Raw genomic sequence first — 13,052 nt, forward strand, 5'->3', positions numbered from 1 at the left:
GAGGCTGCGCCTTCCACATCACACCGGGATGACAAATCAGTACAGACCACTGTGATCATCCGGAATCGGCTTGACCCGTACCGTTCAAGGCACATACGTTCGGCGACTCGGGCCCGCTCCGCCGGAGCGGGCTTCTCCCTGTCGTCGTCCCCCGGGGGGTCCCATGAACTGGTATCTGACCGTCCTCAAGAAGTACGCCACTTTCTCCGGGCGCGCACGGCGCAAGGAGTACTGGATGTTCACGCTGTTCCACATCGTCGCGCTCATCGCGCTGACGATCGTGGACCTCATACTCTGGTCGCCGAACTCGTTCCTCTTCTTCCTCTACGCCATCGCCACGTTCCTGCCGTCCCTCGCCGTGACGGTCCGCCGGCTGCACGACACCGGCCGCAGCGGCTGGTGGATCCTGCTCAACCTGGTCCCGCTCGTCGGCTGGATCATCGTCCTGGTCTTCACCTGCCTGGACGGCGAGCCGCACGACAACAAGTGGGGCCAGAACCCGAAGCACGACGCGCTGGGCGGCTCCTACGGCGGCGGCTACCAGGTGCCCGGCTACCCGGCCCCCGGCCAGTACCCGGTGCAGGGCCAGGCCGGCGGCTACGGCCAGCCGCAGCAGGGATACGGGCAGCCGCAGCAGGGGTACGGCCAGCCGGGCCAGCCCGGTCCGTACGGGCAGCAGCAGCCCGGCCAGTACCCGGCGCCGGGACAGCCCGGCTACGGCCAGCAGCCCGGCCAGCCCGGTCCGTACGGCCAGTGATCCGGCCGGCCGGACAGCGGGCCACCAGCCCCCCGGCCAGGGCCTCTGACATCCGGTGAAGACCGGCGGGAACCGCTCCCCGCCGGTCTTCGCCGTTTCCGGCCGGAGAACGGCCGGGGGCGGATGCCCGGTTCAGTCCGTGAGGCCGGCGACGGCCAGGGCCCGGTTCACCCGGACCCGTACGGTCAGCTCCCCGGCGACGCCGTTGCGGCGGCCGAACTCCTCCGCCTGCTCCTCCCCCATGTAGCGGGCGGCGATCCGCGTGGCCCAGTGCCGGGCCTGCTCCACGTCGTCGCTGACCTCCGCCTGCCCCTGGAGCACCACGAAGGCGAACGGCGGCTCCTCGTCGTCCACACAGATCGCGACCCGGCCGTCCCGGGTCAGATTGCGCCCCTTGACGCTCCCGGCGCCGGTGTTGAACACCAGCTCGTCCCCGTCGAGAAGGAACCACACCGGGGCGACGTGCGGTGAGCCGTCGGCGCGTACGGTCGAGAGCTTCGCGGTACGGGTGCCCTCGGAGACGAACCCGTGCCACTCGCCCTTCGTCATAGTTTTCGCCATTTGCCCATTTTCCGATAGTCATCGGTGACGGCCGGTCAGGCTCGCCGGGGTGTGCGCCTCCTGTACGCGGCGCCCGACCGTCCCGGTCGCGTAACAAGCGGGACCTGGGTCCGTGCCCGCCGCGGGCTTTCCCTTAGGGTTCAGTGCGGTATTACCCGCTGAGTGTCTTTCAGCGGGCCGGGCGCTGAGAAGGAGACCGCGAGCGGTGCGGAGCGGAGCGAAGGTCGCCATAGTCGGCAGTGTGTTCGTGGTCGTGGCCGGCGGGGTGGGCTACGGCGGCTACGCCTTCCTGACCGGCGGTTCCGACGAACCCGAACGGAAGACCGGCCCGCTCAGCACCGAGGAGATCGATCAGGCGTCGAAGGACTTCCTCACCGCCTGGGCGGCCGGGCGGGGCGCCGAGGCCGCGCGGCTGACCAACCAGCCGGTGCAGGCCGAGCCCCTGCTGATCGGCTACAAGTCCAAGGCCAAGGTCTCCCGGGCCGAGATCACCCCGGGCCCGCCCACCGGCACGACGGTCCCGTTCACGGTGAAGGCGACCGTGACCCACGAGGGCCTCAGCAAGCCCTGGTCGTACGCCTCCACGCTCACCGTCGTCCGCGGGAAGACCACCGGGCGGCCGCTGGTGGAGTGGAAGCCGACCGTCGTGCATCCGAAGCTGACGCCGACGACCTCGCTGAAGACGACCGCGTCGGCCGCGCCGCCGATCCGGGCCGTGGACCGCGAAGGGCGCGAGCTGTCCCCGGAGAAGTACCCCTCGCTCGGTCCGATGCTGGACGTGCTGCGGCAGAAGTACGGCAGGCAGTCCGGCGGCACCCCCGGTGTCGAACTGGTCGTCACCTCCACCCAGGAGGGCGTCGCCGACCACACCCTGCTCTCGCTGGGCAAGGGCACCCCGGGCACGCTGAGGACCACGCTGGACGCCGGGGTGCAGGAGGCCGCCGAGCAGGCGGTGAAGAAGCACGCGCAGGCGTCGACGGTCGCCATCGCGCCGAGCACCGGCGAGATCCGGGCCGTCGCCAACAGCCCGGCGGGCGGCTTCAATGTGGCGATGCTGGGCAAGCAGGCCCCCGGCTCCACACTGAAGATCGTGACGGCCGCGATGATGATGGACAAGGGAATCGTCGCCGGGCCCGGCTCGCCGGTGGAGTGTCCCGCGACCGTCCAGTGGGAAGGCGCCACCTTCCAGAACCTGAAGAAGTTCGACCTGCCCGGGAAGCCCACCTTCCGGGAGAGCTTCGCGCGTTCCTGCAACACCACCTTCATCAAGGCCGTGCCCAAGCTGGGTGCCGCCTCCGGCACGGCGCTGGGCGAGACCGCGAAGAAGTACTTCGGCATCGGGCTCAACTGGAAGTCGGGCGTCGCCAGCTTCGACGGCGACATCCCCGTCTCGACCGGCACGGAGACCGCCGCCTCCTACATCGGCCAGGGCCGCATCACGATGAACGCGCTGACCATGGCGTCCATCAGCGCCACCGCGAAGAACGGCGCCTTCAAGCAGCCGCTGCTCGTCCCCGCCGACCTCGACGACCGCGAGCTGGCCACGGCCGAGCCGCTGCCGGGCGCCGTCGCCGCCGGGCTGCGGGAGATGATGAAGGCCACCGCCGTCAGCGGCAGCGGCGCGACCCCGATGGCGGGGGTCGGCGGCGACAAGGGTGCCAAGACCGGTTCCGCCGAGGTCGACGGCCAGGGCAAGTCCAACAGCTGGTTCACGGCGTACGCGGACGACCTCGCCGCGGCCGCCGTCGTCCAGGCGGGCGGCCGGGGCGGCGAGTCGGCCGGCCCGGTGGTCGCCAGCGTGCTGAACGCCCGCTGACCCGGTGAACGCCCGCTGACCCGGTTCGTGCGGATCCGGAAAGAACCTTCCGGATCCGTACAACCATGTACACGTGTCACGAGTCGGAACCGGTGAGTCAGGAGACTCCTTTCCGCTGTCCGGGCCCGGCCAGCGCGGCCGATCCCGCGCACCGGTGCCCCCCTCAAGCCACATGAGGACCTGTATGCGCTTCCGTGTTTCCGTCGCCGTGGTGACCGGTGCCCTCGCCGCCACCGCCCTCGCGGCCCCCGCCGCCACCGCCGTCGACCAGCCGACCTTCCGCGCGTCGTCCAAGGGCTACGCCTCGCACCCGGGTGACCAGCGAGTCGGCGACACCCGTATCACCTCCGTCGTCATCAACGGCGGCAAGCCGGTCGTCCTCGGCATCTCCGCCACCAAGAAGGTCAGCGTCACCATGACCGCCCGGGACAACAGCGGCATCGCCAAGGGCAGCGCCGTGCTGTGGCGGGGCACCGACCCCATGGCGGCCCAGGACCTGATCGAGCCCGACAAGGACCCCGTGTCCTGCACCAACAAGGGCACGACGGGCACCTGCAAGTTCACCTTCACCGTCGACCCGATCGGCCTGTCCAACGACATGGCCGGCGGCGGCTGGAAGCTGGGCGTCTCCGCGCACGCCAAGGACAGGAACGGCGAGCTGCGCTGGAACTACAAGAGCACCAGCCTCCAGCGGTTCTCGAAGCTCACCGTCGACGCCGCCCCGGAGCCGGTGAAGAAGGGCGCGAACCTCACGGTCACCGGTGCCCTCACCCGCGCCAACTGGGACGACCTGCGGTACGCGGGCTACTCCGCCCAGCCGGTGAAGCTCCAGTTCCGGGCCAAGAACGCCAAGACCTACACCACGGTCAAGACGGTGAGGACGGACGCGTCGGGCAAGCTGAAGACCACGGTGAAGGCGTCCGCGGACGGCTACTACCGCTACAGCTTCGACGGCACCTCCACCACCCCCGCCATCAAGGCCGGCGGCGACTTCGTCGACGTCCGCTGACGTCACCGCTCCCCCGTCCGGACACCGGACCCGCCCCGGCGGCGGCCCCGCGCTCGATGCGCCGGGCCGCCGCCGGGGGCGTTTCGCGGGGAGGGGCGTCAGCTGCCGACGGGCACCGCCGTACGGGCCGCCGGGGCCCCGGCGGCGGCCGGCCGCCCGGCGCCGTGCAGCACCTGCGTCAGCAGCTCGCCGGTGATCCGGACGCCGTTGTGCGTGAGCAGCGACTCCGCGTGGAACTGGATGGACGCGAACCGCCGGGCGAGCAGCGCGTGCACCTCCTCCGTCCGGGCGTCCCGGCTGACCCGTACCTCCCCGTGGACGGGGTGGGCGAGCCGGTCCGTCGCCGAGCGGGCCACGAAGGAGTTGTAGAAGCCGACGTCCTCGGCCCGGCCGAAGAGGTCGATCCGCCGCTGGACGCCCTGGTTGGGCGTCTCCCTGCGGTTCACGGTGAGCCCCAGTTCGCGGCTGAGCACCTGGTGGCTGAGGCAGACGGCGAGGAAGGGCCGCCCGCGCGCCAGCAGGTTCCGGGCCGCCGCCGCCATATGGGCGATCTTCGGGTGGGCGAGGTCGCCCGGGTCGCCGGGCCCGGGGCCGAGGACCACCAGGTCGTACCCGTCGGCCGCGTAGGGCTCGTCGTACCGGCGCAGGGTCACCGCGAGGCCCAGCGAGCGGAGCTGGTGTTCCAGCATGGACGTGAAGGTGTCCTCGGCGTCCACGATCAGGACGCGCCGGCCCGGCAGCGCGAGGTCCGGCCAGGGGGCCCGGTTTCCGGCGGCACCGGCTTCGGGGGCCGCCCGCCAGAACCGGGCGATCTTCGCGTTCCGTGACTCCAGCGCCGCCCGCACCTCGGGGTGCCCGCTCAGTGCCACGGGCTCCCCCGCCGCCAGCGCGGAGCGCAGCCCGGCCACCTTCGCCCAGGTCTCGGCGACCTCGGAGGCCGGCTGGGAGTGCCGCACGAGGGTCGCGCCGACGCCGATGTCCACCCGGCCGGCGGCGTCGATCTCGGCGGTACGGATGAGGATGGACGAGTCGAGGGTGGCCCGGCCCGCCGCGTCCCGGCCGATGAGGGCCGCGACCCCGCTGTAGTAGCCGCGTCCCCGGGTCTCGTACTTGTGGATCACCCGGCAGGCGTTCTCCAGGGGGCTGCCGGTGACCGTCGGCGCGAACATCGTCTCGCGCAGGATCTCCCGGGGGTCGCGGCCGGTGCGGCCCTCGATGAGATAGCCGGTGTGGGCGAGCCGTGCCATCTCCATCAGATGCGGCCCGGTGACCCGTACATCGGTGTCGCAGACGCGGGTCATCATCTTGAGTTCCTCGTCGACGACCATGTACAGCTCGTCGGTCTCCTTGCGGTCCGCGAGGAACTTCAGGACCTCCGCCAGGTTCGGGCCGGACGGCGGATAGCGGTAGGTGCCGCTGATGGGGTTCATCATGGCGGTGCCGTCCCGCAGCGTGATGTGCCGCTCGGGGGTCGCGCCGACGAAGGTGCGGTCCCCGGTGTGCAGGATGAACGTCCAGTACGCGCCGGACTCCCGCTCCACCAGCCGGCGGAAGAAGGAGAGCGCGCTGGACAGCCCGTAGTCGGTGATCTCGGCGGTGAAGGACCGCTTGAGGACAAAGTTGGCGCCCTCGCCCCGGCCGATCTCGTCGCGGACGACCCGGCCCACCATCTCGGCGTAGGTCTCGTCGTCCACGTCGAACCGCTCGCCGGTGAGCCGCAGGCCCCGGTGGGGAATGCGCTCCAGGGCGCCTGCCAGGTCCACCGTCTCCTGCTCGGTGACGGTCATCGCGATCAGCGGGGCGCCGTCGTCGCGACAGGTGTAGCCGCGTTCGGCGAGCTGGCGGTAGGGAATGACCGCGAGGACGTCGTGGCGGGCGGCGCCGGGGGCGGGCGTGCCGGGGGCCGGCAGCGGCAGTTCGGCGAGGGTGCGGGGGGTGGACACCTCGCCGAGCAGGACGTCGAGCCGGTCCGGGCCGTGCGCCTCGGGCCGGTGCAGCAGGGCGAAGGCCCCGGGCCGGTCGGACGGCCGGGAGGCCAGCGCGGAGTCGAGCGGGCGGCCGGGGGGCATGGGGTTCTCCTTCTCCGCCGTCATACGGCGGTCGATTCGACGGTCAGCGCGCGGGAGGGGCGTACGGTCCGCTCCGCCGGGCGGGCGGTCCGGACCACGCCGTGGCCGGCGTGGGCGCCGTCCTCGTCCGCGATGCTGTCGAGCACCCCGGTCAGGGTCCGGGTCAGGGTGACGACCGCGCAGCGCCGGGCCGCGTAGTCGAGGGCCATCGCGTGGTCGGCGGCGGAGAAGTCGGCGACCGCGTCGGCGACCAGGAACGGCTGGATGTCGTGGGTGAAGGCCTCGGCGGCCGTCATCAGGACGCCGACATGCGCGTAGACACCGCAGATGATGAGCTGGTCACGGCCCTGGAAGCGCATCCGGTCCAGCAGGTCGGAGCGGAAGAAGGCGCTGTAGCGCCACTTGGTGAACCGCCAGTCGTGCGCGGCTGGTGTCAGGGGTTCGACCACCTCGCGGTCGGCGGGGTCGACGCGCATGCCCGGGCCCCAGAAGTCCGCGAGGAGGCCGCGCTGTTCGGGGGTCATGCCGCCGGGCTGGGCGGTGTAGCCGACGGGGATGCCCAGGCGGGCGCAGCTCGCGCGGAGTGCGGCGATGTTCCCGACGACCTCGTCGCGCAGGGCCGGCGCGCCGGCCAGTGGGCGCAGGAAGTAGCGCTGCATGTCATGGATGAGCAGCACCGCGCGGGCCGGGTCGGGGAGCCACCGGGCGGTGTTGCCGGGCAGGTCGTCCTCGGTCGGCAGGGGGTAGGACGTGATCTCGGGGATGCCGGACATGGTGCACCTCTGCTCGTTTGCTGTGTCTGCTCTGATACGCGCGGCCCGCTGTGTTGCCGGGGGGTCGGGGGAGCGTCCGGGTCATGTCCCGAGGGTGGCGCCGCCGTCGACCGTCAGCGTGTGCAGGGTGATCTGCGCGGCCTGGTCGGAGAGGAGGAAGACGACGGCGTCGGCCACGTCGGCGGGCCGGGCGACCTTCTCCAGCGGGATGCCCAGCCGGTAGGCGTCGAGGGAGCCCCTGACGGTCTTCTCGGGGCCGGTCTCGTCGTGCCACATGGCCCGGAGCATGGGGGTGTCGGTGGAGCCGGGGGCCACGACGTTGCAGCGGATGCCGTGGCGGGCGACTTCGAGGCCCAGGCACTTGGTGAACATGGCGGCGGCCGCCTTGGAGGCGGAGTAGGCCGCCATCTCCACGCGGGGGGTGGTCGCGGCGTTCGAGGCGACGGTGACGATGGCGCCCCGGTTGCGGCCGGTCATCCGGGTGGCGACGGCGCGGGACATCAGGAAGACGCCGAGGGTGTTGACGCCGAAGGTGGCGGTCCAGTCCTCGTCGGTGAGGGCGTCGACCCGGCCCAGGCGCAGCACGCCGGCCGCGTTGACGAGGTGGTCCAGCGGGCCGAGTTCCCGTTCCACGGTGTCGACGAGCGTGTCGACCTCGGCGGCGGAGGTGACGTCGGCGGGGAAGGGAAGGATGTCGTGGCCGTCGGCGGTCAGCTCGCGGGCCGTCTCGCGCAGCCGGTCGGCGTCGCGGTCGACGGCGGCGACCCGTACGCCCTGTTCGCCCAGGGCGCGGGCCACCGAGGCTCCGATCCCGCCGGCGGCCCCGGTCACCAGGGCTGTCTTTCCCTTCATCGGTCGATCTCCCTCACCTCGTCATCGGACATCGGACATGGACGGATCGCGGCGGCCCCCGGGGGCGGTGGGCTCCCGGGGGTGGCCGCGGGGGCGGCCGCGGGTCAGCCCAGCCAGGCCGCCACGACGGCCGTGGCCTGTGCGGGGTTGAGCCTCGGATCGCAGAAGCTGGTGTATTTCTCGGCCACGTGGTCGGCGTGGGACGCGTTGGTCACGCATTCGGTGACCTCGTCGGGCGTGGTCTCCAGATGGAGTCCGCCGGCGACTCCGCCGGCCTGCCGTACGGCGGTCTGGAACTGCTGGATCTCGGCGACGACGGTGTCCACGTACCGGGTCTTGAGGCCGGTGGCGGTGGCGACGGTGTTGCCGTGGAGGGGGTCGGTCAGCCAGATCACGGGGTGTCCGGCGGCGCGGACGGCGGCGACCAGCGGGGGCAGGACGCGGGCGACGGTGCCCTCGCCCATGCGGGCGACGAGGGTGAGCCGGCCCGGCTCGCGGTGCGGGTCGAGCCGGGCGCAGAGGGCGACGAGTTCGTCCGGGGTGATGGTGGGGCCGACCTTGCAGGCGACCGGGTTGACCACGGTGGCGAGCAGGGCCACGTGGGCGCCGTCGATGTCGCGGGTGCGTTCGCCGATCCAGGGCCAGTGGGTGGAGCCGAGCAGCAGGCCACCGCCGTCGCCGCCGCCCTCGTCGCCGCCGCCCTCGTTGTCGCCGCCGTCGCCGTCGTCACCGCTGCTGCCGCTGTTCTCCGTGCGGCGGAGCAGGGGGATCTCGTAGTCGAGGAGCAGCGCCTCGTGGCTGGTCCATACCGGGGTGTCGGGTCCGGCCGGGTCGGTGCCGCCCCAGCCGAGCCGGTCCATCGCGGCGGCGGCGGCCCGGTAGCCGGTGAGGATCCGGGTGGGGTCGGGGGCGCGGACGGCGGCGTCGGGTTCGGGTCCGTTGACCATGTGGCCCCGGTAGACGGGGAGTTCCACGCCGCCGACGTGTTCGGTGGGGCGGGAGCGGGGCTTGGTGAACTGGCCGGCGATGCGCCCGACGCGGAGGACCGGGGTGTGGGTGGTCATCATCAGGGTGCCGGCGAGCACGTGCAGCAGTCCGGCCTTGCGGGCCACGTCGCCGGCGGTGCACTCGGCGGGGTCCTCGGAGCAGTCGCCGGCGAGGACGACGTGCGCCTCCCCCCGGGCCACCCGGGCCAGCGCGGTGCGCAGCCGGAGCACGTCCCGCCGGCGCACCAGGGCGGGGCGGCGCGCGAGTTCGGCGCGGACCGCCGCGAGGCGCGGGTCGTGGTCCCAGTCGGGCTGCTGCTGTGCGGTACGAGACCGGATGTCCAGCAGGGCGTTGTCCACTGACTCCTCCACGTCCGGGGTTGAGCGGGCAGGCGAGATGAGCGGGGCGGGGCCGGGGTGAGCGGGTGGAGCCGTGGGGCGCGTACGGCCGGCGGGTGCGGCGGCCGGTGCCGGGGGTGCGACGGCGGCGGGGTCAGGAGGCCCTGGCCGCCGGGACGGTCCGGCGGGCGGCGGCGGACGCGCTGAGCGCGGCGACGGTGTGGGCGGCCGAGGCGAGCGTGACATGGCGGTGCCAGCCGCTGTAGGAGCGGCCGACGTAGTCGCGGATGCCGACCTGGTCGGTGATCTCGTCGAAGGCCCGGTCGACGCGCTGGGTGAGGCTGCTGAGCTGGGGTACGGCGGTGGCCTGGGAGGCGGGCAGGTCGGTCAGCCACAGTTCGGCGGGCCACCGCTGGTCGGCCGCGCCGACGCCGACGAGCAGCAGGGAGCCGTCGCGTTCGGTGCCGGGCCTGCCCTGCGCCGACGGGAGCGGGTGCGGGCCGGGGGCCGTCACGCGGACGGTCGTGATCAGGCTGGTGCGCAGCCTGGGGTGGGGGTGGTCCTGCCGCCAGACCACGGGCCTGCGCATGTTGCGGGCCGCGCGCATGATCTCGCCGGCGGGGAGCAGCTGGGCTCCGTGGCCGGTGAGGGCGCGATCGCTGACGCCGAGCCGGAGTTCGCCGGAGACCCTGATCAGGGAGGGGATGCCGGCGGTGTGCAGGGCGCCGACGGTGGCGAGGGGGTCGGCCTCGCCGATGTCGATGACGACGGGACGGGTGGGAAGGCCCCAGTCGCCGCCGAGCATCTCCCGGCAGGCGGCGAGGGCGCAGTCGCTGAGGGTCTCGGGTTCGATCTCGCACGGGATCGACGCCTGGTTCCGGCGCAGCCCGTCCTTGATCCATATCTGGGGGAGGTGGAGGCGCCAGTTCAGCGGCACCGCCGTGCGGTCGGAGGCGGCCCAGACGCCGATGGCCCGCTGGGCGTTGAGGGCCTGGCCCTCGTCGGGGGAGAAGTAGCGGCTGACGCCGACGGAGTGCTGTCCGACCTTGGGGATGGTCATGGGGCGGGCGACCCAGGCCTGGGGCGGGGCGGCGCGGACCGTGTACTGGGCCATGGCGCGGCGGACCGGTGTCCAGTCCCAGGTGGAGCTGCAGATGAAGTGGTGGAGGGACTGTCCGGTGCCGCTGCCGCCGATGAGCGCGGCCATGTTCCGGATGGACTTGCGGCCCTGGGTGGAGAGCAGGCCGTGGATGTACTCCATGCCCCTGCGGCGCTGGTCGCTGCGGCGCAGCGAGCGGAACAGGGGGACGCACAGGTCGCCGAGCACCGCCTCGGGGTCGGCGGACAGGGGGTACGGCTCCGGCTCGTCGGCGGCCGGCGGCGGACTCCACAGGGTCGGCAGGTCAGCGGCCGGTCGGGGGCTGACGGTGCTCATGCGACTCCCTCTGGGCAGGTGCGGTGCGGTGTGCGCCGCGGTCTTCGGCTCGCGCTCCACATTAGGAATTGACGGTTGCCCAGTTGAATAACAATGGCATGACAAGGTTCAGCGGTTGGGACTGTCTGTGCGCATGACTACTTCATGCCCGTGCCTAATTCTGCGGTTGACCGATGGGTGGCCCGGCGGCCAGAGTCGGTATACCAGTGATCAAGGGTTGGCCGACCGGGGTGCCGGCCCTGGACGGTATCGATATCGATGCAGTGGAAGCGGAGCGAAGAGTGGGGCTCAATAAGAAAGTGCTCCTCGCGGAGCCGCGTAGTTTCTGCGCAGGAGTACGCCGGGCCATTTCCATTATTGAGTTGGCGCTTGAGCGTTACGGCGCACCTGTTTATGTGCGCAAGGAGATCGTCCACAACCACTATGTGGTGCGGCTGCTCCAGCAGCGTGGCGCGATATTCGTGGAGTCGGAGGACGAGGTTCCGCAGGGTGCGGTGTGCGTCTTCTCGGCGCACGGTGTCTCGCCGCAGGTGCGGCGGAACGCGCAGGTGCGCGAGCTCGATGTGATCGACGCGACGTGTCCGCTGGTCTCGAAGGTGCACCAGCAGGCCAAGCGGTTCGCCCGGGAGGACCGGACGCTGCTGCTGATCGGGCACGAGGGGCACGAGGAGGTCGAGGGCACCTTCGGGCACGCGCCCGACCGGACGATCATCGTGGAGACGGTCGAGGACGCCGAGCGCCTGGAGCTGCCGGCCGACACCCCGACGGCGTTCCTGACGCAGACCACGCTGTCGGTGGACGAGACCAAGGACATCATCGAGGTGCTGCGCGGGCGTTTCGACGATCTGAGCGGGCCCGGTACCGATGACATCTGCTATGCGAGCCAGAACCGGCAGGACGCCATCAAGGCCATCACTCCGCAGAGCGATCTCGTCCTGGTGGTCGGCTCCCGGAATTCCAGCAATTCGGTCCGGATGGTGGAGGTCGCCGCCAGGATGGGCACGGCCGCTCATCTCGTACCCGATGTCACGGAATTCGACGAGAGCTGGCTCGAAGGCGTGACGACGGTCGGTGTGAGCGCGGGGGCGAGTGCTCCGGAGATCCTGGTCGAGGAAGTCCTGGCGAAACTCGCGGAGTTCGGTTACGAGGATGTCGTGCTGGAGCAGGTCGCGCAGGAGGACATCGTGTTCCATCCGCCGGCCCGGCTGGCCGATCCGGCCGCTGCCGCCGGCTGACGGCCGACGGCTGACGGCGGTCACCGGCGTCCGGCGGGATCCGCGGGATCCACCGGCGTACAACGCACCACCACCGACTACGGCCGACGACGGCCGACTACGGCACGGAAGAAAGGGAGGGGCGAGATGGCTGGTCCCACGGTTGGGACTGTTGCGCGGGGTCGCGCCGCCGGGGTCCTCGGCGACGCCGGCGTCTCCGCGGCCCGGCGGGCCCGGATCGACATCATGCGCCGGGTGGACGAGCGGCTCGACGCCTTCCTCGGCGCCGAGCGCCGGCGCTGGGCGGCGGTGGACGGCCGCGGCGCCGTACCGGTGGACGCGGTCACCTCGCTGGTCGCCGCCGGCGGCAAGCGGCTGCGGCCCGCGTTCTGCGTCGCGGGCTTCCTGTCCGCGGGCGGCGACCCGGCGGACGGCCGGGTCGTGGACAGCGCAGCCGGGGTGGAGCTGGTCCACACCGGGGCCCTGATCCACGACGACGTCCTGGACGCCTCCGAGCTGCGGCGCGGTACGCCGACGGTCCATGTCGAGCAGGCGCGCGGCCATGAGGAGCGGGGCTGGCTGGGCGAGCCCCGCCGCTACGGCGAGGGGGTCGCGATCATCTCCGGTGTCCTCGCCACCGTCTACGCCGACCGGCTCACCCGGGATCTGCCCCCGGCGGCCCGGGACATCTGGGGCGAGATGCTGACCGAGATCCAGATCGGCCAGTTCCTCGACATGGCGGTGGCCGCGGAGGGCGTGGTCGAGCCGGATCTGCTGCGCTGGGTCGCGATCTGCAAGTCCGGCCGGTACAGCATCCACCGCCCGCTGGTGCTGGGGGCGGCGCTGGCCGGCCGCGGCGACCTGGCCCCGGCGTTCGAGGAGTACGGGGAGACCCTGGGCGAGGCGTTCCAGCTCCGGGACGACCTCATCGGGGTCTTCGGGGACAGCGGGGCCGCGGGCAAGCCGGTCGGGCTCGACCTGGAGCAGCACAAGATGACGCTGCTGCTCGCCGAGGCGGCGCAGCGCGACGGGGTGGTCCGGGAGCTGATCTCCGCGCGCGAGTGGGACACGGCCCGGATCCTGGAGCGGCTCGGGGAGAGCCGGGAGCTGATCGAACGGCGCATCGCGGGCCTGGTGGAACGGGCCTGCGGAGCGATCGACCGGGCGGAGCTGGACATCGCCTGGCGTACCGAACTGACCGAGATGGCCTACGAAGTCGCCTACCGCAACCGGTGAGGGAA

Annotated in this window: 10 protein-coding genes and 1 pseudogene; 5 read left to right on the forward strand and 6 right to left on the reverse strand. The window is 72.2% G+C overall.

From position 1 onward, the window contains the following. Window positions 1–163: 163 nt before the first annotated feature. Window positions 164–505: pseudogene (locus SYYSPA8_RS34270) on the forward strand (DUF805 domain-containing protein); the annotation flags it as partial. 384 nt (window positions 506–889) lie between these two features. On the opposite strand, the gene SYYSPA8_RS34275 reads toward SYYSPA8_RS34270, so the two are convergent. After that, window positions 890–1,318, reverse strand: coding sequence for a PPOX class F420-dependent oxidoreductase (locus SYYSPA8_RS34275; RefSeq protein ID WP_323451345.1), 429 nt, complete (start codon window positions 1,316–1,318; stop codon window positions 890–892). 205 nt (window positions 1,319–1,523) lie between these two features. On the opposite strand from SYYSPA8_RS34275, the gene SYYSPA8_RS34280 reads away from it, so the two are divergent. Beyond that, window positions 1,524–3,134, forward strand: coding sequence for a penicillin-binding transpeptidase domain-containing protein (locus SYYSPA8_RS34280; RefSeq protein WP_323451346.1), 1,611 nt, complete (start codon window positions 1,524–1,526; stop codon window positions 3,132–3,134). Between the two features lie 184 nt (window positions 3,135–3,318). Continuing rightward, the gene (locus SYYSPA8_RS34285; protein ID WP_323451347.1) at window positions 3,319–4,143 is read left to right on the forward strand and encodes a hypothetical protein; all 825 of its coding nucleotides are present in this window, start codon (window positions 3,319–3,321) and stop codon (window positions 4,141–4,143) included. Between the two features lie 98 nt (window positions 4,144–4,241). Here SYYSPA8_RS34285 and SYYSPA8_RS34290 read toward each other — a convergent pair whose 3' ends face one another. The 5 genes from SYYSPA8_RS34290 to SYYSPA8_RS34310 all read right to left on the reverse strand — a co-directional run bounded on the left by SYYSPA8_RS34290 (window position 4,242) and on the right by SYYSPA8_RS34310 (window position 10,597). After that, on the reverse strand, window positions 4,242–6,212 hold the full coding sequence (locus tag SYYSPA8_RS34290; protein WP_323451348.1) for an anthranilate synthase family protein: 1,971 nt from the start codon (window positions 6,210–6,212) through the stop codon (window positions 4,242–4,244). 20 nt (window positions 6,213–6,232) lie between these two features. Then, on the reverse strand, window positions 6,233–6,985 hold the full coding sequence (locus SYYSPA8_RS34295; protein ID WP_323451349.1) for an isochorismatase family protein: 753 nt from the start codon (window positions 6,983–6,985) through the stop codon (window positions 6,233–6,235). An 81-nt stretch (window positions 6,986–7,066) separates the two neighbouring features. Then, on the reverse strand, window positions 7,067–7,837 hold the full coding sequence (locus tag SYYSPA8_RS34300) for a 2,3-dihydro-2,3-dihydroxybenzoate dehydrogenase (RefSeq protein WP_323451350.1): 771 nt from the start codon (window positions 7,835–7,837) through the stop codon (window positions 7,067–7,069). 104 nt (window positions 7,838–7,941) lie between these two features. Then, window positions 7,942–9,183 carry a 3-deoxy-7-phosphoheptulonate synthase gene (locus SYYSPA8_RS34305; protein WP_323451351.1) on the reverse strand — a complete coding sequence of 414 codons (1,242 nt, stop codon included), beginning with the start codon at window positions 9,181–9,183 and terminating at the stop codon, window positions 7,942–7,944. Window positions 9,184–9,316: 133 nt separating this feature from the next. After that, window positions 9,317–10,597, reverse strand: coding sequence for an IS701 family transposase (locus SYYSPA8_RS34310; RefSeq protein WP_323451352.1), 1,281 nt, complete (start codon window positions 10,595–10,597; stop codon window positions 9,317–9,319). 281 nt (window positions 10,598–10,878) lie between these two features. Between SYYSPA8_RS34310 and SYYSPA8_RS34315 the strand changes: the two genes are divergently transcribed. Together SYYSPA8_RS34315 and SYYSPA8_RS34320 are read left to right on the forward strand one after the other, a co-directional pair. Further along, entirely contained in the window at window positions 10,879–11,832 is a 954-nt protein-coding gene (locus SYYSPA8_RS34315; RefSeq protein ID WP_323451353.1) for a 4-hydroxy-3-methylbut-2-enyl diphosphate reductase, read from the forward strand. A gap of 126 nt (window positions 11,833–11,958) precedes the next feature. Continuing rightward, on the forward strand, window positions 11,959–13,047 hold the full coding sequence (locus tag SYYSPA8_RS34320) for a polyprenyl synthetase family protein (protein WP_323451354.1): 1,089 nt from the start codon (window positions 11,959–11,961) through the stop codon (window positions 13,045–13,047). Window positions 13,048–13,052 lie beyond the last annotated feature (5 nt).

This window comes from Streptomyces yaizuensis (assembly GCF_034961445.1).
In the GTDB taxonomy this organism is placed as follows: domain Bacteria; phylum Actinomycetota; class Actinomycetes; order Streptomycetales; family Streptomycetaceae; genus Streptomyces; species Streptomyces yaizuensis.